The organism is Streptomyces subrutilus (assembly GCF_008704535.1).
GTDB classification, from domain to species: Bacteria; Actinomycetota; Actinomycetes; order Streptomycetales; family Streptomycetaceae; genus Streptomyces; species Streptomyces subrutilus.
Map to the genome: position 1 here is coordinate 6,495,114 of NZ_CP023701.1, position 22,227 is coordinate 6,517,340.

At 73.1% G+C, this 22,227-nt stretch carries 18 protein-coding genes; 6 read left to right on the forward strand and 12 right to left on the reverse strand.

Annotation, left to right across the window (positions count from 1 at the left end; genetic code table 11):
- Positions 1–62: 62 nt before the first annotated feature.
- Positions 63–662, reverse strand: coding sequence for a class I SAM-dependent methyltransferase (locus CP968_RS28880; protein WP_150520782.1), 600 nt, complete (start codon positions 660–662; stop codon positions 63–65).
- A gap of 469 nt (positions 663–1,131) precedes the next feature.
- On the opposite strand from CP968_RS28880, the gene CP968_RS28885 reads away from it, so the two are divergent.
- On the forward strand, positions 1,132–1,704 hold the full coding sequence (locus CP968_RS28885; RefSeq protein ID WP_229886847.1) for a GTP-binding protein: 573 nt from the start codon (positions 1,132–1,134) through the stop codon (positions 1,702–1,704).
- A gap of 66 nt (positions 1,705–1,770) precedes the next feature.
- Here the strand turns inward: CP968_RS28885 and CP968_RS28890 are convergent, their stop codons facing one another.
- Complete coding sequence (locus tag CP968_RS28890; protein ID WP_150520783.1) at positions 1,771–2,208, reverse strand: PPOX class F420-dependent oxidoreductase; 438 nt, start codon at positions 2,206–2,208, stop codon at positions 1,771–1,773.
- Between the two features lie 106 nt (positions 2,209–2,314).
- Here CP968_RS28890 and CP968_RS28895 point away from each other — a divergent pair, with 106 nt between their 5' ends.
- Both CP968_RS28895 and CP968_RS28900 read left to right on the forward strand, forming a co-directional pair.
- Positions 2,315–2,713, forward strand: a complete 399-nt coding sequence (locus CP968_RS28895; RefSeq protein ID WP_150520784.1) for a roadblock/LC7 domain-containing protein — start codon at positions 2,315–2,317, stop codon at positions 2,711–2,713.
- Positions 2,714–2,865: 152 nt separating this feature from the next.
- On the forward strand, positions 2,866–3,840 hold the full coding sequence (locus CP968_RS28900) for a DUF6397 family protein (protein WP_167536865.1): 975 nt from the start codon (positions 2,866–2,868) through the stop codon (positions 3,838–3,840).
- On the opposite strand, the gene CP968_RS28905 is transcribed toward CP968_RS28900, so the two are convergent.
- The 3 genes from CP968_RS28905 to CP968_RS28915 all read right to left on the reverse strand — a co-directional run bounded on the left by CP968_RS28905 (position 3,804) and on the right by CP968_RS28915 (position 7,712).
- Complete coding sequence (locus CP968_RS28905; RefSeq protein WP_150520786.1) at positions 3,804–4,205, reverse strand: YchJ family protein; 402 nt, start codon at positions 4,203–4,205, stop codon at positions 3,804–3,806. The two genes, CP968_RS28900 and CP968_RS28905, sit on opposite strands and share 37 nt — an antisense overlap.
- Positions 4,206–4,213: 8 nt before the next feature.
- Positions 4,214–5,122 carry an acyl-CoA thioesterase gene (locus tag CP968_RS28910; RefSeq protein WP_150520787.1) on the reverse strand — a complete coding sequence of 303 codons (909 nt, stop codon included), beginning with the start codon at positions 5,120–5,122 and terminating at the stop codon, positions 4,214–4,216.
- Between the two features lie 67 nt (positions 5,123–5,189).
- Entirely contained in the window at positions 5,190–7,712 is a 2,523-nt protein-coding gene (locus CP968_RS28915; RefSeq protein ID WP_150520788.1) for a DEAD/DEAH box helicase, read from the reverse strand.
- 145 nt (positions 7,713–7,857) lie between these two features.
- On the opposite strand from CP968_RS28915, the gene CP968_RS28920 reads away from it, so the two are divergent.
- Positions 7,858–8,649: a metal-dependent hydrolase gene (locus tag CP968_RS28920; RefSeq protein ID WP_150520789.1), complete on the forward strand. Its 792-nt coding sequence runs from the start codon at positions 7,858–7,860 to the stop codon at positions 8,647–8,649.
- Positions 8,650–8,762: 113 nt separating this feature from the next.
- Here the strand turns inward: CP968_RS28920 and CP968_RS28925 are convergent, their stop codons facing one another.
- From CP968_RS28925 to CP968_RS28940, 4 genes are all read right to left on the reverse strand, one after another.
- Positions 8,763–10,544 (reverse strand): ABC transporter ATP-binding protein, encoded by a 1,782-nt coding sequence (locus CP968_RS28925; protein WP_150520790.1) that lies wholly within the window; start codon positions 10,542–10,544, stop codon positions 8,763–8,765.
- Positions 10,541–12,391, reverse strand: coding sequence for an ABC transporter transmembrane domain-containing protein (locus CP968_RS28930; RefSeq protein ID WP_150520791.1), 1,851 nt, complete (start codon positions 12,389–12,391; stop codon positions 10,541–10,543). Before CP968_RS28930 ends, CP968_RS28925 begins: the two co-directional genes overlap by 4 nt.
- 112 nt (positions 12,392–12,503) lie before the next feature.
- Positions 12,504–15,446 carry an FAD-binding and (Fe-S)-binding domain-containing protein gene (locus CP968_RS28935; protein ID WP_150520792.1) on the reverse strand — a complete coding sequence of 981 codons (2,943 nt, stop codon included), beginning with the start codon at positions 15,444–15,446 and terminating at the stop codon, positions 12,504–12,506.
- 40 nt (positions 15,447–15,486) lie between these two features.
- Entirely contained in the window at positions 15,487–15,948 is a 462-nt protein-coding gene (locus CP968_RS28940; protein ID WP_150520793.1) for a MarR family winged helix-turn-helix transcriptional regulator, read from the reverse strand.
- Positions 15,949–16,033: 85 nt separating this feature from the next.
- Here CP968_RS28940 and CP968_RS28945 point away from each other — a divergent pair, with 85 nt between their 5' ends.
- Positions 16,034–17,914: an ABC transporter ATP-binding protein gene (locus CP968_RS28945; protein ID WP_150520794.1), complete on the forward strand. Its 1,881-nt coding sequence runs from the start codon at positions 16,034–16,036 to the stop codon at positions 17,912–17,914.
- A 63-nt stretch (positions 17,915–17,977) separates the two neighbouring features.
- Positions 17,978–18,835, forward strand: a complete 858-nt coding sequence (gene mltG / locus CP968_RS28950; protein ID WP_150520795.1) for an endolytic transglycosylase MltG — start codon at positions 17,978–17,980, stop codon at positions 18,833–18,835.
- A gap of 54 nt (positions 18,836–18,889) precedes the next feature.
- Here the strand turns inward: mltG and CP968_RS28955 are convergent, their stop codons facing one another.
- From CP968_RS28955 to CP968_RS28965, 3 genes are read right to left on the reverse strand one after another with little or no spacing between them, the layout of a single operon-like run.
- Positions 18,890–19,993, reverse strand: coding sequence for an FAD-dependent oxidoreductase (locus CP968_RS28955; RefSeq protein WP_150520796.1), 1,104 nt, complete (start codon positions 19,991–19,993; stop codon positions 18,890–18,892).
- A 47-nt stretch (positions 19,994–20,040) separates the two neighbouring features.
- Positions 20,041–21,135 (reverse strand): LLM class flavin-dependent oxidoreductase, encoded by a 1,095-nt coding sequence (locus CP968_RS28960; protein WP_150520797.1) that lies wholly within the window; start codon positions 21,133–21,135, stop codon positions 20,041–20,043.
- Positions 21,135–22,184, reverse strand: a complete 1,050-nt coding sequence (locus CP968_RS28965; RefSeq protein WP_150520798.1) for an ABC transporter substrate-binding protein — start codon at positions 22,182–22,184, stop codon at positions 21,135–21,137. Before CP968_RS28965 ends, CP968_RS28960 begins: the two co-directional genes overlap by 1 nt.
- Between the last annotated feature and the right edge of the window lie 43 nt (positions 22,185–22,227).

The window sequence follows — 22,227 nt, forward strand, 5'->3', positions numbered from 1 at the left end:
CCGCTGCGCCCGGGCCGGGCCGGCGGCCCGGGCGCCCGCCGGCCGTCTCGCGCCCGCCCGCCTCACGCCCGACGTACGGACAGCACCAGGAAACGGGCGTCCTCGTCGGCGTACGACACCAGGTCCCAGCCCGAACCGGCCAGCAGCGGGCGCAGGTTGTGCTCCGCGCGCAGGTCCTGCGAGGTCAGCTCGCGCCCGTGCCGGGCGGCGAGGGCGGCCCGCCCGATCGGGTGGAACAGTGCGAGCCGGCCGCCGGGGCGGACCACCCGGGCCAGCTCGCGCAGGTTCGCCCCCGGGTCGGGCAGGTGGGCGATCAACCCCGCCGCGAAGACCGCGTCCAACGCCCCGTCGCGCAACGGCAGCCGGGCCACGTCCGCCAGCAGCAGCGCTCCGTCCGCGGCCCGCCCGGCCCGCTGCGCGGCCGCCAGCATCTGCGGGGTCAGATCGGCGCCGAGCACCGCCCCGCCCGGCCCGACGGCCGCCCGCAGCGCGGGCAGGGCCCGTCCCGTGCCGCAGCCCGCGTCGAGCACCCGGTCCCCGGGCCGCAGTCCGGACTCGGCCACGGCGGCTGTGAAGGACGGCCCGTCTCCGGGGAACTTGCGGTCCCAGTCGGCGGCGCGCGGTCCGAAGAACTCCTGCACGTGCGTGTGGTCCTCGTTCATACGCCCATGGTCTCCCACGGGTGCCGCCCCGCACGACGCGGGTGGTGCGCGCCCCGCACGACCCGAGGCTCCGGATCGTGTGCAATCCAGTACGCGGTGTGATCGAACGTGAACGTATCCCTGTCATATTCCAGCACTTCCAGCGGCTTTCGGAACGCACCCCCTGTTCGCGACCTCACCCGGACTAGCGTCCGGTGGCCATGGGACACCTGGGCATCCGGAGCACGCCGCCTTCGTCGCCGCTGCCGTCGGCCGAGCGGATCGTGCGGGGCCTCGTCGAGGGACGGCGAGCGCTGTGACGCGAGAACGCGGGGACGGGCGGCACGGCGGCGTGGCCGGTGACGCGGTCGCCGACGGAGGGGAGGCCGAGCTCGAACCCACCGGAGGGCCCGACGCCGGACCTGGGACCCACCCCTCGGCCGGCTCCGTCGCCGATCCCGGAGACGAGGCGGATGCGGCCTCGCTCGCGTTGAAGATCCTGGTCGCGGGCGGCTTCGGGGTCGGCAAGACCACGCTCGTGGGCGCGGTGAGCGAGATCAGGCCGCTCAGGACGGAAGAGGTGCTCAGCGAGGCCGGCGAACTGGTCGACGACACGGCCGGGGTGGGCCGGAAGACCACCACGACGGTGGCCATGGACTTCGGTCGGATCACCATCCGGTCCGGTCTCGCCCTGTACCTGTTCGGAACGCCGGGGCAGGACCGCTTCTGGTTCCTGTGGGACGAACTGGCGCGCGGGGCGCTCGGCGCGGTGGTCCTCGCCGACACGCGGCGGCTGGCGGACTGCTTCCCGGCGGTGGACTACTTCGAGCACCGGCGCATTCCGTTCGTGGTGGCCGTCAACCGCTTCACCGGGGAACGGAGTTACGGGGTGTGCGACGTGGCGCGGGCGCTGGACCTGGAGCAGGGCACACCGGTGCTGCTGTGCGACGCACGGGACCAGGAATCGGGCAGGGACGTGCTGATCAGGCTGGTCGAGTACGCGGGCAGGGTGTGCGCGGCGCGGCTGCTGGACTCGGTGGAGCCGCGGGCCGACTCGGTGTGAGCCGGCCCGCGGGCGCGGGACGGGGAGGGAGGAGGCGGAAGCCGGGGGCGGCGACGGGGGCGACGCTCAGTCGGCGACGCCGGCGGTGGCGATCACCTTGTCGATCCGGACCCGGACGAGGAGTTCCCCCGGGACGGCGTTGCGGCGGCCGAAGGCCTCGGCGCGCTCCTCGCCCATGTAGCGGGCGCCGATCCGGGTCGCCCAGGCCAGCATCTCGTCCGCGCCGTCCGCGTGCCCGCTGATCTCGGCGCGTCCCTGGAGGACCACGTACGAGAAGGGCGGCCGGTCGTCGTCCACGCAGAGCGCGACCCTGCCGTCCCGGGCGAGGTTGCGGCCCTTGACCGTGTCCTCGCCGGTGTTGAACACGAAGGAGTCGCCGTCCAGCACGAACCAGACGGGAGCGATGTGCGGGCTGCCGTCCGCGCGGACGGTGGACAGCTTTCCGGTACGGGTGGAACGGGAGACGAATGCCCGCCATTCCTCTTCAGTCATCTTCTTCGCCATGGGGACATCCTCCTTGCCGGAAAGGCACTGGTGGGGAAGGCTTGCGGCACGACTACGCGGGGTGGGGCGCGGCCACGTCGGCAGCGTCTACGGGGAGGGACTCGAAATGGCACTGGACAAGCAGCTCGACTGGCTGCTGGACGACCTGACGCGCAGGGTCCAGCAGGTGAGGCACGCGGTGGTGCTGTCCAACGACGGCCTGGTGACGGGCGCCAGCGCGGGCTTGGCGCGCGAGGACGCGGAGCACCTGGCGGCGGTCGCGGCCGGTCTGCAGAGCCTGGCCAAGGGGTCGGGCCGGCACTTCCGGGCCGGTGAGGTCCGCCAGACCATGGTCGAGTACGACGAGGGGGTGCTGTTCGTCATGGCGGCGGGAGCGGGCAGTTGTCTGTGCGTGCTGAGCGCTTCCGAAGCGGACATCGGCCAGGTCGCGTACGAGATGACGCTGCTGGTCAACCGGGTCGGCGAACATCTGGGTGTCGCGGAGCGGCGGACGACGGGCGGGTGACGCGGCTGACGGCGCGGCTGGCGCGGCTGGCGCGGGTCCGGGCGGCTGACCGGGGGCCGGCGGCGGGAGTTGTCCACAGGCCTCGCCGGGTTTCGTGGCACTGAGTTACGTTCTTCACGGAGAGTGATTGTCGCTCGTGGGGGAGGAACGTGATGACGCACAGGGAGACGGCGCCGCGAGAGGGCACGGCGGCGCGGATGAGGACGCGGTCCGGTCGGAGCGCGCGGGGGGACGCGGCCCTGACCGGGGCCGTCTTCAAGGCCGTGGCCGCGGGTGCGCACATGACCGCGGACGCTCCGGGGGCGGTACGGACGGACGCGTCGGCCCCGGCACGGGCGGACGCGTCGGCCGAGGGGCCGGTGGAACCGTGGTGGGGCGGCGTGCGGGCCGCGGCCGCGCTGGGCCTGAGCCGGACCGAGTTCGCCCGGGCCGTTCAGCTGGGGATCGTACGGGTCGGCCCGCCGGCGCCCGCGGGCGGCGGGGCGCGCTACGCCCGCGCCGAGCTGGACCGGGTCAGAGCGGCCGAAGGCCCGCCGGAGGCGCTGCGCGAGCGGCTGGCGACCGTCGCCGGGGCGGAGGCCGCGGCCGCGGTGCTGAAGGTGGGACCCAGCCGCTTCACGCGGCTCGCCCGCTGCGGGCACGTGGTGCCGGTCGGCTACCGGATCAACCGCTACCGGGCCGTGGTCTGGCTCTACCTGGCCGCGGAGCTGAGGGAGTTCGCCGCCCGGGAGCCGGAACTGCTGCGCGGGGTCGCGCCCGCGGCGGACCGGGAGCTGATGGCGGCCCGGGGGGACCTGCGGCCCCGCACGTGGCGCGGTCGGCACGTCGGGCTGCTGCTGAGACGGACCGCGGACCCGTGGGAGCGGGCGGCGGTGCTGGCGTCCGTACTGCCGGAGGACGAGGTGCGCGAGGCCGCGCCCGACCCGGCGGAGCGGATCGTCCTGGCCGCGCTCGCCCCGCCCCCGCCCTACGGACACCCTCAGGTCCCCGTGGCCGCCGCCGTGGCGCAGGGCCTGCTCAAGGCCCTGCCGCCGGAGGAGGTCCGCCGGTACCGCGGCGACCTCGACCTCGCCCTGCGCGGGGCGCGCGGTCAGTCGAAGTCGACGGGGGACAGGGGGCCGACGTAGACCCAGGCCCCGTCCTCGCGGGAGAAGGCGCTGTGCTCGTGCAGCGAACCGGTGTGCCCGCCCTCGCGGTAGTGCGCCCGGAACTCGACCGCCCCCTCCGTCTCGAACATCCCGCCGCGCTCGGTGGCCAGGATCTCCAGCCGCTCCCAACGCTGCCCGGGCTCCAGGTCGAGCCGGTCCGGCCGGGTCGAGGAGTGCCAGGACCGCATCAGGTAGGCGGCATCGCCGACGGCGAAGGCGCTGAACCGCGAACGCATCAGGCGCTCGGCGGTGGGGGCCCGGCCGGCCCCGGAGTGGAAGCGGCCGCAGCACTCCGGATAGGCGGCGGGCAGCCCGCAGGGGCAGGGGAGGGCGGGGGTGGGCATGGGCGTGCTCAGTTCTCGGAGGAGGGCTCGGACGGTGCGGCGGGCCGGGCCGGGTACGGACGGAAGAGGCCCTCCTGGACCACGGAGACCAGCAGCCTGCCCTCCAGGTCGTAGATGCGGCCGCGGGCCAGGCCCCGGCCACCGTGCGCGATGGGCGACTCCTGGTCGTACAGGAACCACTCGTCCGCGCGGAAGGGCCGGTGGAACCACATGGCGTGGTCGAGGCTCGCCATGTCGAAACCGCGCATGCCCCAGAGGGGCTCCACCGGGATGCGCACGGCGTCGAGGAGGGTCATGTCGCTGGCGTAGGTGAGGGCGCAGGTGTGCACGAGCGGGTCGTCGCCCAGCGGGCCGACCGCTCGCATCCACACCGCGCTGCGCGGGTCGGCGTCCTTGAGCTCCTCGGGGCTCCAGCGGAGCCGGTCCACGTACCGGATGTCGAACGGCTGGCGGCGGGCCATCCGCTCCAGCGCCTCGGGCAGCGCGCCCAGGTGCTCGCGGATCTCGTCCGCCACCTTCGGGAGCGTGTCCGGGTGCGGGAACTCGACGCGGGGAGGGAGCTGGTGCTCGATGCCGCCCTCCTCGGGATGGTGGAAGGAGGCGGTGAGATTGAAGATCGTCTTGCCCTGCTGGACCGCGGTGACCCGGCGCGTGGTGAAGGACCGCCCGTCGCGCACCCGCTCCACCTGGTACACGATCGGCACCCCGGGGATGCCGGGGCGCAGGAAGTACGCGTGCAGCGAATGGACCGGCCGGTCGCTCTCGGTGGTACGGCCGGCGGCCACCAGCGCCTGGCCGGCGACCTGGCCGCCGAACACGCGCTGGAGCGACTCCTGGGGGCTGACGCCCCGGAAGATGTTGACCTCGATCTGCTCCAGGTCGAGCAGATCGACCAGTCTCTCTGCGGGGTTCGTCATCGGAGGGTCTCCACGTTCGGGTGCGGCGGGGCGGTGGCTGCGGGGGAGGGCGGTCGGTCGGGTGAGGTCAGAGCTGGCCGAGTTCGCCGACGGACGTGACCCGGACGACCGCCCGGCCCTCCTCGTCGGAGGCCGCGAGGTCCACCTCGGCGCTGATGCCCCAGCCGTGGTCCCCGTTGGGGTCGGCGAAGGTCTGGCGGACGCGCCACAGCCCGTGGGCCGGGTCCTCCTCGATCTGGAGGAGCTTGGGTCCGCGCGCGTCCGGACCGGTGCCCAGGTCGTCGTACTCGTCCCAGTACCCGTCCATGGCCTCGCCCCAGGCGTCGGCGTCCCAGCCGGACTCGCCGTCCAGCTCGCCCAGCACGTTCACGTGGTCGAGGGCGGCCAGCTCCACCCGGCGGAACATGGCGTTGCGGACCAGGACGCGGAAGGCGCGCGGGTTGGCGGTGACCGGCTTGACCTGGTCCGCCTTCTCCTGGGCCTGCTCCGCCGTCTCCACCTCCGGGTTCGCCAACTGCTCCCACTCGTCCAGCAGGCTGGAGTCGACCTGGCGGACCAGCTCACCGAGCCACTCGATCAGGTCGTAGAGGTCCTCGGACTTGAGGTCGTCGGGGATGGTGTGGTCCAGCGCCTTGAACGCGCCGGCGAGGTACCGCAGCACGATGCCCTCGGTGCGGGCGAGCTCGTAGTAGGACGTGAACTCGGTGAACGTCATCGCGCGTTCGTACATGTCGCGGATGATCGACTTCGGCGACACGGGGTGGTCGCGGACCCACGGATGGCTCTTGGCGTACACGTCGTAGGCGTGGAAGAGGAGCTCGGCCAGGGGCTTGGGATAGGTGACGTCCTGGAGCCGCTCCATCCGCTCCTCGTACTCGATCCCGTCGGCCTTCATCGCACCCACGGCGATGCCGCGTTCCTTGTTCTGCTGGGCGGCCAGGATCTGGCGCGGGTCGTCCAGCGTGGACTCGACGACGGAGACCATGTCCAGCGCGTAGGAGGGGGACTCGGGGTCCAGCAGGTCGAAGGAGGCCAGCGCGAAGGTGGACAGCGGCTGGTTCAGCGCGAAGTCCTGCTGGAGGTCGACGGTGAGCCGGATGGTGCGGCCCTCCGCGTCCGGGGTGTCGAGCTTCTCGACCACACCGCCGTCCAGGAGCGAGCGGTAGATCGCGATGGCGCGGCGGATGTGTCGCAGCTGCGCCTTGCGCGGCTCGTGGTTGTCCTCCAGCAGGTGGCGCATCGCCTGGAAGGCGTCGCCGGGCCGGGCGATGACCGACAGCAGCATGATGTTGGTGACCTTGAAGCGGGAAGTCAGCGGCTCCGGGTCGGCCGCGATGAGCTTCTCGAACGTGGTGTCCGACCAGGCGACGAACCCCTCGGGCGCCTTCTTGCGCACCACCTTGCGCCGCTTCTTCGGGTCGTCGCCCGCCTTCGCGAGGGCCTTCTCGTTCTCGATCACGTGCTCGGGGGCCTGTGCGACCACGTAACCGGCGGTGTCGAAGCCGGCCCGGCCCGCGCGGCCGGCGATCTGGTGGAACTCGCGGGCGCGCAGCGTCCGGACCCGGTTGCCGTCGTACTTGGTGAGCGCGGTGAACAGCACCGTGCGGATCGGGACGTTGACCCCGACGCCCAGGGTGTCGGTACCGCAGATCACCTTCAGCAGACCGGCCTGGGCGAGCTTCTCCACCAGCCGCCGGTACTTCGGCAGCATGCCGGCGTGGTGTACGCCGATCCCGTGCCGCACGTAGCGGGAGAGGTTCTGGCCGAACTTGGTCGTGAAGCGGAAATTGCCGATGAGATCGGCGATCCGGTCCTTCTCCTCGCGCGTGCACATGTTGATGCTCATGAGCGACTGTGCCCGTTCGACGGCCTGGGCCTGGGTGAAGTGCACGATGTACACCGGGGCCTGCCGGGTCTCCAGCAGCTCGGTGATCGTGTCGGTGATCGGCGTGGTGACGTACTCGTAGGAGAGCGGGACCGGCCGGGTCGCGGACCGGACCACCGTGGTCGGCCGCCCCGTGCGGCGCGTCAGGTCCTCCTCGAACCGCTTCATGTCGCCGAGCGTCGCCGACATCAGCACGAACTGCGCCTGGGGCAGCTCCAGCAGCGGGATCTGCCAGGCCCAGCCGCGGTCCGGCTCCGCGTAGAAGTGGAACTCGTCCATCACGACCTGGCCGATGTCGGCGTGCCTGCCGTCGCGCAGGGCGATCGAGGCCAGGACCTCGGCGGTGCAGCAGATCACCGGGGCGTCCGCGTTCACGGAGGCGTCGCCGGTCAGCATGCCCACGTTCTCGGTGCCGAAGAGCTTGCACAGGTCGAAGAACTTCTCCGACACCAGCGCCTTGATGGGCGCGGTGTAGAAGGTGACCTTGTCCTGGGCCAGCGCGGTGAAGTGGGCGCCCGCCGCCACCAGGCTCTTGCCGGAGCCGGTCGGGGTCGAAAGGATCACGTTCGCGCCGGAGACGACCTCGATCAGTGCCTCCTCCTGCGCCGGGTACAGGGTGATGCCCTGCCCCTCGGCCCACGAGGAGAAGGCCTCGAAGAGGGCGTCGGGGTCGGCGTTCGGCGGGAGCTGATCAATGAGGGTCACACCCCCCATCTTGCCTGGCTTCCCCCCGGATCAGGGAACCGGCGGACGTCGCGAAGATCATCGGCGGTACGCTGTGCCGTCGATGAGGCCCGGATGAAACGGTCAACCGGGTCCGACCAGCACACCACCGGGGCGGGGAACGACCATGATGGGTCCGGCGCACTCACTGTCCGGCGCGGCAGCCTGGCTGGGCGTGGGGGCGGCGACGGCGGCCACCGGGTACGCGATGCCGTGGCCCGTTCTCGTCGTCGGCGCCCTGATCTGCGCCGGAGCGGCACTCGCCCCCGACCTCGACCACAAGTCGGCGACGATCTCCCGCGCCTTCGGACCGCTCTCCCGCGGCCTGTGCGAGGTGGTCGACAAGATCTCCTACGCCGTCTACAAGGCCACCCGCTCCCCGCGCGACGCCCGCCGCACCGGCGGCCACCGCACCCTGACGCACACCTGGCTGTGGGCCGTCCTGATCGGCTCCGGCGCCTCCGCCCTGGCCGTCACCGCCGACCGGTGGGGCGTGCTGGCCCTGCTCTTCGTCCACCTCGTGCTCGCCGTCGAGGGCCTGCTCTGGCGGGCGGCCCGGATGTCCAGCGACATCCTCGTCTGGCTGCTCGGCGCCACCAGTGCCTGGATCCTGGCCGGCGTCCTCGATCAGCCGGGCAACGGCGCCGGCTGGCTCTTCGACGCCCCGGGCCAGGAGTACCTCTGGCTCGGCCTGCCGATCATGCTCGGCGCGCTGGTCCACGACATCGGCGACGCGCTGACGGTCTCCGGCTGCCCCGTGCTCTGGCCCCTCCCGATCGCCGGCAAGCGCTGGTACCCGATAGGCCCGCCGAAGATGATGCGCTTCCGCGCCGGCAGCTGGGTGGAGCTCAAGGTCCTGATGCCGGTCTTCCTGCTCCTCGGCGGCTTCGGCGGGGCCTCCGCCCTCGGATTCATCTAGGCCGTCCCATCCGGATCGCGCCGCCCGTCCCGGGCCGGCCGCGCCGCCCGGATCGAGCCGTGGCCCGGCCCCCACCAGCGGGGAACGGGCCACGGGCGTCGCGGACGGCCGGGTCAGCCGTGCCAGGAGCGCCACAGCGACGCGTACGCCCCGTCGGCCGCAACCAGTTCCGCGTGCGACCCCAGCTCGCTGATCCTGCCGCCCTCGACCACCGCGATCACGTCCGCGTCGTGCGCGGTGTGCAGCCGGTGGGCGATCGCGATCACCGTCCGGCCGTCCAGCACGCGGGCCAGCGAACGCTCCAGGTGCCGCGCCGCTCGCGGGTCCAGCAGCGAGGTCGCCTCGTCGAGCACCAGCGTGTGCGGATCGGCCAGCACCAGCCGGGCCAGCGCGACCTGCTGCGCCTGCGCCGGGGTCAGCGCCGTCCCGCCGGAACCGACCTCGGTGTCCAGCCCGGCCGCCAGGGCGCGCGCCCAGCCGTCGGCGTCCACCGAGTCCAGCGCCGCCCACAGCTCGGCGTCCCCGGCGCCCGCACGCGCCAGCCTCAGGTTGTCCCGCAGCGAGCCCACGAACACGTGGTGCTCCTGGTTGACCAGGGCCACGTGCTCGCGCACCCGTTCCGCGGGCATGCGCGACAGCCGGGCCCCGCCGAGCGTGACCTCGCCCGTCCGGGGCGCGTAGATGCCCGCCAGCAGCCGGCCCAGCGTGGACTTGCCCGCGCCCGAGGGCCCGACCAGTGCCATCCGGGTCCCCGGCGGCACCGACATCGACACCCGGTGCAGGACGTCCACGCCCTCGCGGTAGCCGAAGTGCACCTCGTCCGCACGGACCGCCCGGCCCTCCGGCGAGACGGCGGCGTCCCCCGCGTCCGGCTCGATCTCCCGCACGCCCACCAGCCGGGCCAGCGACACCTGCGCGATCTGCAGCTCGTCGTACCAGCGCAGGATCAGACCGATCGGATCGACCATCATCTGGGCCAGCAGCGCGCCCGTGGTCATCTGCCCCACCGACATCCAGCCCCGCAGCACGCAGTAGCCGCCGATGAGCAGCACCGAGCCGAGGATCGTCACGTAGGTGACGTTGATGACGGGGAAGAGGACCGTCCGCAGGTACAGCGTGTAGCGCTCCCAGGCGGTCCACTCCTTGATCCGCCGCTCCGACAGGGCGATCCGGTCCGCTCCGAGGCGGTGCGCCTCGACCGTGCGGCCCGCGTCCACCGTCTCGGTCAGCGCGGCCGCCACCGCCGCGTAACCGGCCGCCTCCGAGCGGTACGCCGACGGCGCCCGGCGGAAGTACCAGCGGCAGCCGATCACCAGCACCGGCAGCGCGACCAGCGCGGCCAGCGCCAGCGGCGGCGCCGTCACCGCGAGCGCCCCGAAGAGCAGCCCCGCCCAGACCACGCCGATGGCCAGCTGCGGCACGGCCTCGCGCATGGCGTTCGCCAGCCGGTCGATGTCGGTGGTGATGCGCGAGAGCAGGTCGCCGGTGCCCGCGCGTTCCAGCACGCCCGGCGGCAGTCCGACCGACCGCACGAGGAAGTCCTCGCGCAGGTCCGCCAGCATCTCTTCGCCCAGCATCGCTCCGCGCAACCGGACCAATCGGACGAAACAGGTCTGCACGCCCAGCGCCAGTGCGAACAGCAGTGCCATCTGCCCCAGGTGCAGCTCACGGGCGCCCGTCGCGAGCTGGTCCACGACCCGGCCCAGCAGGTACGGGCCGACCATGGAGGCGATCACCGCCACCGCGTTGACCGTCACCAGCAGCACGAAGGCCCGCCGGTGGCGCAGGAACAGTCCGCGCACATAGCCCCGGACGGTCGCCGACGTGCCCACGGGCAGGGTCGCGGCCGACTCGGGGGCCGCCGGGTCGTACTCCGGCGGTGCCAGGCCGATCATGCGGATTCCTCGATCTCTGTGAGTACCTCGTCCAGTTCGGTCGGTTCGGGCCGCGCGGCCCGCTGCTCCTCCTCGGTTTCGCGCGTCACCACCGCTCGGTAGAGCGGTTCGCCGTGCAGCAGCTCGCGGTGCGTGCCGATGGCGGCCACCGCGCCCTCGTGGATCAGGACGACCCGGTCGGCGCGGTCCAGCAGCAGCGGCGAGGAGGCCAGCACCACCGTGGTACGGCCTGCGCGCAGCGCCGCCACGCCGTCCGCGATCCGCGCCTCGGTGTGCGAGTCGACCGCCGAGGTCGGCTCGTCGAGCACCAACACCTCCGGGTCGGTGACCAGCGACCGGGCCAGGGCGAGCCGCTGGCGCTGGCCGCCCGAGAGCGACCGGCCGCGCTCGGTGATCCGCGCGTCCATCGGGTCGTCCACCCCGTCCGGAGCCGCCTGCAGCAGCGCGTCCAGCACGTCGCCGCACTGGGCCGCGCCCAGCGCGGCGTCCGGCTCGACCGCCCCGGAAGCCGGTACGTCGAACAGGTCGCGCAGGGTCCCCGACAGCAGCACCGGCTCCTTGTCCTGGACGAGGACCAGCGTGCGCGCGGTGTCCAGCGCGAGCTCGTCCAGCGCGACCCCGCCCAGCAGTACGGACGGCTCCGCTGGCCCGCCCGCCTCCGCGTCCATCGGATGGCCGCCCAGCCGCTCCGCCAGCCGCCCCGCCAGGTCCGGGTCCCCGCACACCACGGCGGTGAACCGGCCCGCCGCAACCAGCAGCCCGGTCGCCGGGTCGTACAGGTCCCCACCGGGAGCGGGGACGGAAGCGGGAACGGGCACTCCGGCGGCCGCGGGCCGCTCGGCGGCGGCGTCCGTACGGGTCAGGGACAGCACCCGGGCGGCACGCTGCGCGGAGGGGCGCGAGAAGGAGTAGGCCATCGCGATCTCCTCGAAGTGCCTCAGCGGGTACAGCAGCGTGGCCACCGCGCTGAAGACCGCGACGAGCTGGCCCACCGCGATGCGGCCGTCCAGGACCAGCGCCGCGCCGTACCAGACGACCGTGATCAGCAGCGCACCCGGCAGGAGCACCTGGATCGCGGAGATCAGCGCCCACATCCGGGCGCTGCGCACCGCGGCCTCGCGGACCTCCTGGGAGGCCTCGCGGTAACGGCCGAGGAACAGCTCCTCGCCGCCGATGCCGCGCAGGACCCGCAGACCCGCGACCGTGTCGGAGGCCAGCTCGGTGGCCTTGCCCGCCTTCTCCCGCTGGAAGTCGGCGCGTCTGGTGGCCCGGGGCAGCAACGGCAGCGCCGCCAGGGCGACCAGGGGCACGCCGATCGCCACGACCACGCCGAGTTCGGGGGCGTAGAAGAGCAGTCCGACGCAGACGAGCACGACGGTGACGGCGGCGGCGAGGAAGCGGGAGACCGCCTCGACGAACCAGCCGATCTTCTCCACGTCACCGGTGGACACGGCCACCACCTCGCCCGCGGCGACCCGCCGGGTCAGGGCCGAACCCAGCTCGGCGGTCTTGCGCGCGAGCAGTTGCTGCACGCGCGCCGCCGCGGTGATCCAGTTGGTGACGGCGGTGCGGTGGAGCATGGCGTCGCCGAGGGAGATGGCCGCGCCGAGCAGGACGACCAGGCCGCCCACGAGCAGCAGCCGGGTGGCATCGCGGTCGACGGCCGCGTCGATGCCCGTGCCCACCGCGTACGGCAGCCCCGCGATGCCGGAGAAGTGCAGCATGCCCCAGCACAGGCTCTTCGCCTGTCCGCCGAGTTGGCCGCGACCCAGCCACACGAGGAAGCGGGGTCCTGAGCGGGCGTCGGGTACCCCAGGGTCCGGATACGGTAGGTCGCTGATCTGCATGACGCCCCATGACTGGTCGAGTGGTTCAAACCGTGCAAGGTTCGCCTTCCGGACCGGCCGCGGGCAATCGATTTTCCGTCCTCGCCCGGACGGTCGGGCGACGATCTCCTGGTCAGGGGCGGGTCGCGTGCTCCAGTTCGAGCAGAGCCGAGTAGTAACTCCGCCCGGTGGCCCGGTCCATGCCCACCTCGCACATGCGGTTGGCCGAGAGGTGCGCGTCGAAGGGCCTCGCCGTGACCTCCGCCGCCTCCCGCGCCGCCGCCGAGTCGGTCAGCTCCGGATGCAGCATGCCCCGGTCGCCCGCGAACGCGCAGCAGCCCGCGTCGTCCGGGACGACCACCTCCTCGGCGCACGCCCCGGCCACCGCGAGCAGGTGCGCCTCGTCGCCCAAGTGCCGCATCGAGCAGGTCGGATGGAGCACCGCCGAGCCGGTGGTGCGCCTGACCTCCAGGTGCGGGAGCAGCTCGTCCGCCGCCCAGACGATCGAGTCGACGACGGTCAGTTCGCGGTGCAGCGCCCGGTTGTCGTCGGTCAGGTACGGGACCACCTCCCGCGCGATGCCCAGCGTGCAGGAGGAGGCGTCGACGACCAGCGGCAGCCGGCCGCCCGCCGTCCAGCCCCAGGCGGCCTCGACGATCCGGTTGGCCATGACCCGGTTGCCGTCGTCGTACCCCTTGGAGTGCCAGATCGTCGCGCAGCAGGTGCCGTGCACGTCACCGGGGATCCACACCGGCTTCCCGGCCCGCTCCGACACGGCCACCACGGCCTCGGGCAGCGAAGGCCCGGGGCGCCCGGCCGGGCCGCCGAAGATCCGGTTGACGCAGGCGGGGTAGTACACGGCCGCGGCGCCCACCCGCCGCGTGGCGGGCATCGCCCGCGCCGCGGGCCCGGGGACCTGCGGCAGCCACCGCGGCACCAGGTCCCGGCCCGCGGCCGTGCGGGCGGACGCCGTCACCGCCTCCAGGAGCCGGTCCCCGAGCCGAGCGCCGAGCAGGTCGGTGATGCGGTCGGCGGCGGCCACGGCCAATCGCGCCGCCGTCTCCACGGCCCCGAACTTACGCGCGGCCAGCGCGGCGGCCCGCTCCTGACGGGGCCCGTGTGCGCGGTGGCGGAAGTCCTTCATCAGCGCACCGGTGTCGATCCCCACCGGGCAGGCGAGCTTGCAGGTGGAGTCGCCGGCACAGGTCTCCACCGCGTCGTAGCCGTACGAGGCCAGCAGCTCGTCCAGCACCGGGGAGCCCGGCTGCTGGCGGTTCATCTCGCGGCGCAGCACGATCCGCTGGCGCGGGGTGGTCGTCAGATCGCCGCTCGGGCAGGTCGGTTCGCAGAAGCCGCACTCGATGCACGGGTCCGCCGGCGCCTCCACCTCCGGGATGGTCTTGAGGCCGCGCAGATGCGCCCGCGGGTCGCGGTCCAGCAGGATGCGCGGGGCCAGCACCCCGTCGGGGTCCACGATCCGCTTGGTGCGCCACATCAGTTCGGTGGCCCGGGGGCCCCACTCCAGCTCCAGGAAGGGCGCGATGTTGCGCCCGGTGGAGTGCTCGGCCTTCAGCGAGCCGTCGAAACGCTCCACGGTGAGCCTGCAGAAGGCGTCCATGAAGGCCGCGTACCGCTCCACGTCGGCGGGGTCGGCCGCGTCGAACGCCAGCAGGAAGTGCAGGTTGCCGTGGGCCGCGTGACCGGCGACCGCCGCGTCGAAGCCGTGCCGCGCCTGGAGCGCGAGCAGGGCCTCGCAGGCCTCGGCCAGCCGGGACGGCGGGACGGCGAAGTCCTCGGTGATCAACGTGGTGCCGGAGGCGCGGGCTCCGCCGACTGCGGTCACGAAGGCCTTGCGGGCCTTCCAGTAGCCGGCGATGGTCCCCGGGTCCCGGGTGAACGCGTTGGTGACGGAGGCGACGGGCGCCACCAGGTCGAGCCCCTCCCGTACCCGCGCCGCGCGCCGCTCGTGGGCCAGGCGGCCGGCTTCGTCCGGAGCGCGGAACTCCACCAGCAGCGCAGCCGTCTCCCGGGGCAGCTCCGCCCAGTCGGCGGGGACGCCCGCGACGCTGACCGAGGCGCGCAGGGTGTTGCCGTCCATCAGCTCGACGGCGAGGGCGCCCGCGTCGTTGAACAGGGGGACCGCGGCGGCCGCCGCCGGCAGCGAGGGGAAGAAGAGCAGGGCGGAGCAGAGCGAGCGGTCCAGCGGCAGGGTGTCGAAGACGACCTCGGAGATGAAGCCGAGGGTGCCCTCCGAACCGACGGCCAGCCCGCGCAGGAGCTCGACGGGCGTGGCGCCGTCGAGGTACGCGTCGAGCCGGTAGCCGGTGGTGTTCTTGATCTCGTACTTGGCGCGGATGCGCGCGACCAGGGCCGGGTCGGCCAGGATCTCCTCCCTGATCTCCATCAGCCCCCGGCACAGGGCCGGTTCGGCGCGGGCGAGCTCCTCGTCGGCGAGCGGGTCGGCCGTGTCCACGACGGTCCCGGACGGCAGTACGAGGGTCAGCGAGGAGAGCGTCCGGTAGGAGTTCCTGGTGGTCCCCGCGGTCATGCCGGACGCGTTGTTGGCGACGACCCCGCCGAGGGTGCAGGCGATGGCGCTGGCCGGGTCGGGGCCGAGGATCCTGCCGTAGCGGGCGAGGGCGGCATTGGCCCGCACCACGGTGGTGCCGGGGCGGATGCGGGCCCGTCGGCCCTCCTCCAGCACCTCGATGCCGGACCAGTGGCGGCGCACGTCCACGAGGATGTCCTCGCCCTGGGCCTGGCCGTTGAGCGAGGTGCCCGCGGCCCGGAAGACCACCTCGCGCTGCCGGCCGTGGGCGTAGGAGAGGACTGCGGAGACGTCGTCGATGTCCTCGGCGACCACGACGACCTGGGGCACGAACCGGTACGGAGAGGCGTCCGAGGCGTAGCGCACCAGGTCCGAGACCTGCCACAGCACCTTCTCCGCGCCGAGCAGGGCGATCAGCTCGGTGCGCAGCGGCTCCGGGGTGCCGCCGGCCCGGTGTCCGGGCAGCCGGTCGGGCGAGGGTCCGGTGACGGCGTGCGGGCGCGGGGCCCCCGGTTTCGGTTGCGGCATGGTCGACCCCTCGCCTCGGCGCGGCCCGCGGACGGGCCGCTCAGCAGTTCCGGTCCGGCGGGACGTCCGCCAGGGTGTTCAGCAGGCCGCCGAGCATCTCGCGCTGGGCGGCGGTCAACGGAGCCAGGATCTCCTCCGCGGCGTCCGTGCGCGCGTTGCGCAGCCGGCGCAGCGTGGCGCGGCCGGTGTCCGTGAGCTCGATCCTTATCACCCGACGGTTGTCGGGGTCCGGCGCGCGGCGCACGCAGGCGGCGGCCTCCAGGCCGTCCACGAGGGTGGTGACGGCGCGGGGGACGACCTCCAGACGGGCGGCGAGGTCCGCCATCCGGGGCGGCTGGGCACCCTCGTAGGACGAGACCAGGCGCAGCAGACGGCCCTGGGCCGGGGTGATCCCGAGGGGCTCCATGTACCGCTTCTGGATGCGGTGGAGCCGTCGGGTCAGGCGCAGCAGCTGCTCGGCGAGAACGCCGTCTGTGGTGTCGGTCTCGGAAGGTGTCCTCATACTGGGAACAGTACCAGGACCGGATTCATTGTGAGTATAGGTAACAATGAGCTATGCTCATCGGAGTCTCGTCAGAAGGAGGCCCATGCGCCCCGAAGAGCCGAAGTGGACCCCATCGAAAGAATCCCTCGATCCCGATCGCCCCGCCCCGGCCGACCAGCCGCGCGAGCTCCGGCGCATCGTCGCCCTGTTCCGTCCGTACCGCGGCCGGCTGGCCGTCGTCGGCCTGCTGGTCGGCGCCTCCTCGCTGGTCGGCGTCGCCTCGCCGTTCCTGCTCAAGGAGATCCTCGACGTCGCGATCCCGCAGGGCCGCACGGGCCTGCTCAGCCTGCTCGCGCTCGGGATGATCGCCACCGCCGTCGTCACCGGCGTCTTCGGCGTGCTGCAGACCCTGATATCCACCACGGTCGGCCAGCGGGTCATGCACGACCTGCGCACCGCCGTCTACGGACAGCTCCAGCGGATGCCGCTGTCCTTCTTCACCCGGACCCGCACCGGCGAGGTCCAGTCCCGCATCGCCAACGACATCGGCGGCATGCAGGCCACCGTGACCTCGACGGCGACCTCGCTCGTCTCCAACCTGACGGCCGTCATCGCCTCCGTCGTCGCCATGCTCGCGCTCGACTGGCGGCTCACCCTCGTCTCGTTGCTGCTGCTCCCCGTCTTCGTGTGGATCAGCCGGCGCGTCGGCCGTGAGCGCAAGAAGATCACGATGCAACGCCAGAAGCAGATGGCCGCGATGGCCGCGACCGTCACCGAGTCGCTGTCCGTCAGCGGCATCCTGCTCGGCCGGACCATGGGCCGCTCCGACTCGCTCACCGACTCCTTCTCCGCGGAGTCCGAGAAGCTGGTGGGCCTCGAAGTGCGCTCCAGCATGGCCGGTCGCTGGCGGATGTCGGTCATCGGCATCGTCATGGCCGCCATGCCGGCCCTCATCTACTGGGCCGCGGGCATAGCCCTCCAATCGGGCGCCCCCTCGCTCTCGGTCGGTACGCTCGTCGCCTTCGTCACACTCCAGCAGGGGCTTTTCCGGCCCGCCGTGAGCCTGCTGTCCACCGGTGTCCAGATCCAGACCTCGCTGGCCCTGTTCACCCGCATCTTCGAGTACCTCGACCTGCCCGTGGACATCACAGAGCGCGAGGACCCGGTGCGCCTGGAGCGCGCCCGGGGAGAGGTCCGGCTGGAAGGCGTGGACTTCGCCTACGACGCCAAGAGCGGGCCGGCCCTGAGCGACATCGACATCACCGTTCCGGCCGGCGGCTCCCTCGCCGTGGTCGGCGCCACCGGCTCGGGGAAGAGCACGCTCAGCTACCTGGTGCCGCGCCTCTACGACGTGACCGGGGGACGGGTGGTGCTCGACGGGGTCGACGTCCGCGACCTGGACTTCGACTCGCTGGCCCGTTCCATAGGCGTGGTCTCCCAGGAGACCTACCTCTTCCACGCCTCGGTCGGGGACAACCTGCGCTTCGCCAAGCCGGACGCCACCGACGAGGAGATCACCGCAGCGGCCCGCGCCGCCCAGATCCACGATCACATCGCCTCCCTGCCCGACGGGTACGACACCCTGGTGGGCGAGCGCGGCTACCGGTTCTCCGGCGGCGAGAAGCAGCGCCTGGCCATCGCGCGCACCATCCTGCGCGACCCGCCGGTGCTGATCCTGGACGAGGCCACCAGTGCCCTGGACACCCGCACCGAGCACGCCGTGCAGCAGGCCATCGACAACCTCTCCGCAGGTCGGACCACCATCACCATCGCGCACCGCCTCTCCACCGTCCGCGACGCCGACCAGATCGTGGTCCTGGACGCCGGACGCATAGCCGAGCGCGGTACGCACGAGGAACTGCTGCAGGCCGACGGCCGGTACGCGACCCTGGTCCGCCGTGACCGGGACGCCGCCGTGACGCCCGAGGTGCCGCACAAGAGCACGGTGGAGCAGGGTGTCCAGTTCGCTCCGGTAAAAGTGTGATCGTATGACTGGCGCGCGGGGCGGGTGCCGGGACGAGGGCGCTCAGAGGGTTAGCGTTCCCGCATGCGTCATGAGTACCGGCCGCCACAGAACCGCTCCCGGCTCACCCGTCGGGGCCGCCTGGCGCTCTTCTTCGGCACGCTGCTCGCGATCGGGGTCGCAACCCTGATCCCGGTGCTGCGGGGTGGAGAAGAGCCGGAGAAGCCGCGCCAGCTGGTGATCCCCGAGGGCTGGCGGGCCTCGCGGGTGTACGCGGCGATCGACACCGCGTTGAAGCTGCCGCCCGGCTCGGCCAAGGCCGCCGCGGCCGCGGGCGGGTCGGCCCTGCCGGAGGAGGCCAAGGGCAACCCCGAGGGCTACCTCTTCCCGGCGACGTACCCCGTGACCTCGAAGTCCACCGCGGCCGGGCTGCTCGCGTACATGGTGGAGACCGCCAACCGGAAGCTCGCCACCCCGGCCGTCGCCGCCGGTGGCAAGGCGCTCGGGATGACCCCGTACCAGACCGCCACGATGGCCAGCGTCATCGAGGCCGAGGCGGACACTCCGGCCGACATGGGCAAGGTCGCCCGCGTGGTGCACAACCGGCTGGCGAAATCGATGCCGCTGCAGATGGACTCGACCATCAACTACGCGCTGAACCGGAGCACCGTCGACACCAAGCTGAGCGACACCCGCATCGACAGCCCGTTCAACTCCTACGAGCGCCAGGGCCTGCCGCCGACGCCGATCGACAGTCCGGGGATGGCGGCCATGGCGGCGGCCGTCGCCCCGACGCCCGGGAACTGGCTGTACTTCGTCACCGTCAAGCCGGGGGACACCCGCTTCTCGGCGACGTACGAGGAGCACAAGAAGCACGTCGCGGAGTTCAACCGCCTGCGTGCCGCCGCCGGGCGGGCCGCTCCGGCCCCGACGGCGCACTGAGACGGCGCACTGAGGCGACCGGGCCCCCGCAGGTGCGGGGCTGGCCGCCGGGGCTCAGACGACCGCGGCCACCGGGGCCGGCGCGGTCGGCTCGCGGGTGAGGAGACGGCGGATCTCGCGGACCGCCGCGCCGCCCGCACGGTTCGCGCCGATGGTGGACGCCGACGGGCCGTAGCCCACGAGGTGCACCCGTTCGTCGCGGACCGCCCTGGTTCCCTCGACGCGGATGCCGCCGCCCGGTTCCCGCAGGTGCAGCGGGGCCAGGTGGTCGACGGCGGCCCGGAAGCCGGTGGCCCACAGGATCACGTCCACTTCGACCCGGCTGCCGTCCGCCCAGACGGCCCCCGTGGGGGTGATGCGCTCGAAGGCCGGCCTGGGGGCCAGCACCCCCGACGCCCGCCCGGCCCGGACCGCCTCGTTCAGCGGGAGCCCGGTCACGCTCACCACGCTCTGCGGGGGCAGTCCCCGGCGCACCCGCTCGTCGACCAGGGCGACGGCCGCCCGGCCCTCGGCCTCGCCGAAGCTCCCGTCACGGAAGACCGGCGGCCGCCGGGTCACCCAGACGGTCTCCTCCGCCACCTCGGATATCTCCAGCAGGTGCTGGACCGCCGAGGTTCCGCCGCCGACCACCAGCACGCGGGCCCCGGCGAACGCCTGCGGCCCCGGGTAGCCCGCGGTGTGCAGTTGCCTGCCGCGGAAGGTCTCCTGGCCCGGATAGCGCGGCCAGAACGGCCGGTCCCAGGTGCCGGTGGCGTTGACCAGCGCCCGCGCCGACCAGGTGCCGGCCGAGGATTCGACCCGCAGTCGCCCGTCCGCGCCCCCGCGCACCGCCGAGACGTCGACGGGACGCCGTACGCGCAGGGCGAACCGGTCCTCGTACGCCGCGAAGTACGCGCCGATCACCTCGGACGAGGGCCGCTCCGGGTCGGCGCCGGTCAGCTCCATGCCGGGCAGGGCGTGCATGCCGTGCACCTTGCCGTAGGTGAGCGAGGGCCAGCGGAACTGCCAGGCCCCGCCCGGCCGGGGTGCGTGGTCCAGGACCACGTGCTCCAGGCCCGCCCGGGCCAGGTGGTAGGCGCTGGACAGGCCGGCCTGCCCGGCGCCCACGACCACGACGTCGACGTCCACGTCCGTCTGCGGGCCCGCGTCCCGCGTCACCTCGTTCACGGTTCTGCCAACCGGCGCGGGCCCGGGGATCTTCCCGGCTACGGAGCCAGCAGGCCGCGGGCGGCGAGTTCGGGGGTCACGCCCTCCCCGAACCAGTACGCCTCCTCCAGGTGCGGGTAGCCCGACAGGACGAAGTTGTCGATCCCGAGCGCGTGGTACTCCTCGATCCGGTCGGCCACGTCGCCGTGGCTGCCGACCAGGGCCGTCCCGGCGCCGCCGCGGACCAGGCCGACGCCCGCCCACAGGTTCGGCGAGATCTCCAGCCCCTCCCGCGAGCCGCCGTGCAGGGCCAGCATCCGCTGCTGGCCCACCGACTCGCTCACCCCGAGCAGCGACTGCGCCTGCGCGATGTCGGCGTCGGACAGGTCGCCCAGCAGGCGGTCGGCCGCGCCCCAGGCCTCCTTCGCCGAATCGCGCGAGATGGTGTGCAGCCTGATGCCGAACCGGACCGTCCGGCCGCGCTCCTCGGCGAGCGAGCGGATCCAGTCGATCTTCTCCTTCACCTGCTGCGGGGGTTCGCCCCAGGTCAGGTACACGTCGGCGTGCTCCGCGGCCACCGGCCCGGCCGCCGCCGATGACCCGCCGAAGAAGATCTCCGGCAGCGGGTCGGGCGGCAGCGCCGTCAGCCCGCCGTCGACCCGGAAGTGCTCCCCGTGGAAGTCGTACGGCTCCCCGCGCCAGACACCGCGCACGACCGACAGGAACTCGGCGGTCCGCTCGTACCGGCGGTCGTGGTCGAGGTGGTCGCCGAAGCGGCGCTGCTCCGCGGAGTCCCCGCCCGTCACCACGTTCAGCAGCAGACGTCCGCGGGTGATGCGCTGGTAGGTCGCGGCCATCTGGGCGGCCAGGACCGGCGAGATCACCCCGGGCCGGAAGGCGACGAGGAACTTGAGCCGCTCGGTGTGCTGGGAGAGCGCCACCGTCGTCAGCCAGGCGTCCTCGCACCAGGTGCCGGTGGGCGTCAGCACCGCTTCGAAGCCGAGGCGTTCGGCGGCCTTGGAGATCTGGGCGAGGTACTCGATGTCGGGCTGGCGGACTCCCGGCGCGGCCGTGTTGTGGGCGTAGGCGTGCCGGTCGACCAGGGTGCGGCCGTCGCCGCCGGTGGGCAGGAACCAGTGCAGGCGGACGGTCATCAGGAGTCTTTCCCGTAGGTGCGCGGGGCGGTGGTGGAGGGCGGGAGGGTGCCGTTGAAGCGGGTGTCGACGAAGTCCTTGAAGACGACCTTGCCGGGGATCAGCTTGAGCTCGGTGAAGGTGTCGGCGATCTTCTGCTCGGAGGCGACGGCGGCGTCGTCCACGGCGACCGTCACGCGGGTGCCGTTGCTGCGCTTGACCGCGTCGAAGGCGACCTCGTACGGCAGGCCGGTCTCCTTCGCCCACACCTTCGCCCACTCCTCCGGGTGCTTGAACACCCATTCCTGGGCGCGCTGGAGCCGTGTCAGGTAGTCGCCGATGGCCTTGCTCTTGCCGGCGTCCCGCAGGGCCGCGGGCGAGGCGACCTGGAAGCCGAGGCCGTTGACGACGCCCTCGCCCGAGGTGAGCACGCGGGCACCGGTGCGCAGCACCTGGGAGGTGTACGGGTCCCAGACCGCCCAGGCGTCGACCGCGCCGCTGTTGAAGGCGGCCAGTGCGTCGGCGGGCTGGAGGAAGTTGACCGTGACGTCGGTGGGCTTCAGGCCCGCCTGCTCCAGGGAGGCGATGAGCTGGAAGTGCGCCGAACTGCCCTGGGCCACGGCGATCTTCTTGCCGCGCAGCTCCGAGGGGGACTGCAGGGCGGAGCCCTTCGGAACGAGGATGGCCTCGCCCGCGGCGGAGCCGTGGGTGGCGGCCACCACGGTGATCTTCGACTTGGCGCCGGCGGCGAAGACCGGCGGGGTGTTGCCGACGCCGCCGATGTCCACGGCCTTGGCGTTGACGGCTTCCAGGAGCGGCGGGCCGGAGGTGAAGGTGGACCACTTGACGGAGTAGTCGAGGCCGTCCAGTTCACCGGCGGCGCGCAGCAGCGACTCGTTGCCGCCCTTCTGGTCCCCGATGTTGAGGGTGACCTTGGCGCCGCCCTTGCCGCCGTCCGCGGCGGCCGGTGCACCGGCGGCGGCGGCGCCGTCCCCGCCGCACGCCGTCAGGGCCAGGGACAGCGGTACCAGGGTGGCCAGCAGGGTCAGGGGCAGGGAATGACGTCTCATGTCGCTTCTCTTCGATCTCGTGAACGTGAACGGGCGGGGGGAG

Excerpts from the sequence above, each read along its gene's own strand:
- CP968_RS28880 (WP_150520782.1), bottom strand. The coding sequence starts at position 662 with ATGAACGAGGACCACACGCACGTGCAGGAGTTCTTCGGACCGCGCGCC.
- CP968_RS28890 (WP_150520783.1), bottom strand. The coding sequence starts at position 2,208 with ATGGCGAAGAAGATGACTGAAGAGGAATGGCGGGCATTCGTCTCCCGT.
- CP968_RS28895 (WP_150520784.1), top strand. The coding sequence starts at position 2,315 with ATGGCACTGGACAAGCAGCTCGACTGGCTGCTGGACGACCTGACGCGC.
- CP968_RS28900 (WP_167536865.1), top strand. The coding sequence starts at position 2,866 with ATGACGCACAGGGAGACGGCGCCGCGAGAGGGCACGGCGGCGCGGATG.
- CP968_RS28905 (WP_150520786.1), bottom strand. The coding sequence starts at position 4,205 with ATGCCCACCCCCGCCCTCCCCTGCCCCTGCGGGCTGCCCGCCGCCTAT.
- CP968_RS28910 (WP_150520787.1), bottom strand. The coding sequence starts at position 5,122 with ATGACGAACCCCGCAGAGAGACTGGTCGATCTGCTCGACCTGGAGCAG.
- CP968_RS28920 (WP_150520789.1), top strand. The coding sequence starts at position 7,858 with ATGATGGGTCCGGCGCACTCACTGTCCGGCGCGGCAGCCTGGCTGGGC.
- CP968_RS28925 (WP_150520790.1), bottom strand. The coding sequence starts at position 10,544 with ATGATCGGCCTGGCACCGCCGGAGTACGACCCGGCGGCCCCCGAGTCG.
- CP968_RS28930 (WP_150520791.1), bottom strand. The coding sequence starts at position 12,391 with ATGCAGATCAGCGACCTACCGTATCCGGACCCTGGGGTACCCGACGCC.
- CP968_RS28935 (WP_150520792.1), bottom strand. The coding sequence starts at position 15,446 with ATGCCGCAACCGAAACCGGGGGCCCCGCGCCCGCACGCCGTCACCGGA.
- CP968_RS28940 (WP_150520793.1), bottom strand. The coding sequence starts at position 15,948 with ATGAGGACACCTTCCGAGACCGACACCACAGACGGCGTTCTCGCCGAG.
- CP968_RS28945 (WP_150520794.1), top strand. The coding sequence starts at position 16,034 with ATGCGCCCCGAAGAGCCGAAGTGGACCCCATCGAAAGAATCCCTCGAT.
- mltG (WP_150520795.1), top strand. The coding sequence starts at position 17,978 with ATGCGTCATGAGTACCGGCCGCCACAGAACCGCTCCCGGCTCACCCGT.
- CP968_RS28960 (WP_150520797.1), bottom strand. The coding sequence starts at position 21,135 with ATGACCGTCCGCCTGCACTGGTTCCTGCCCACCGGCGGCGACGGCCGC.
- CP968_RS28965 (WP_150520798.1), bottom strand. The coding sequence starts at position 22,184 with ATGAGACGTCATTCCCTGCCCCTGACCCTGCTGGCCACCCTGGTACCG.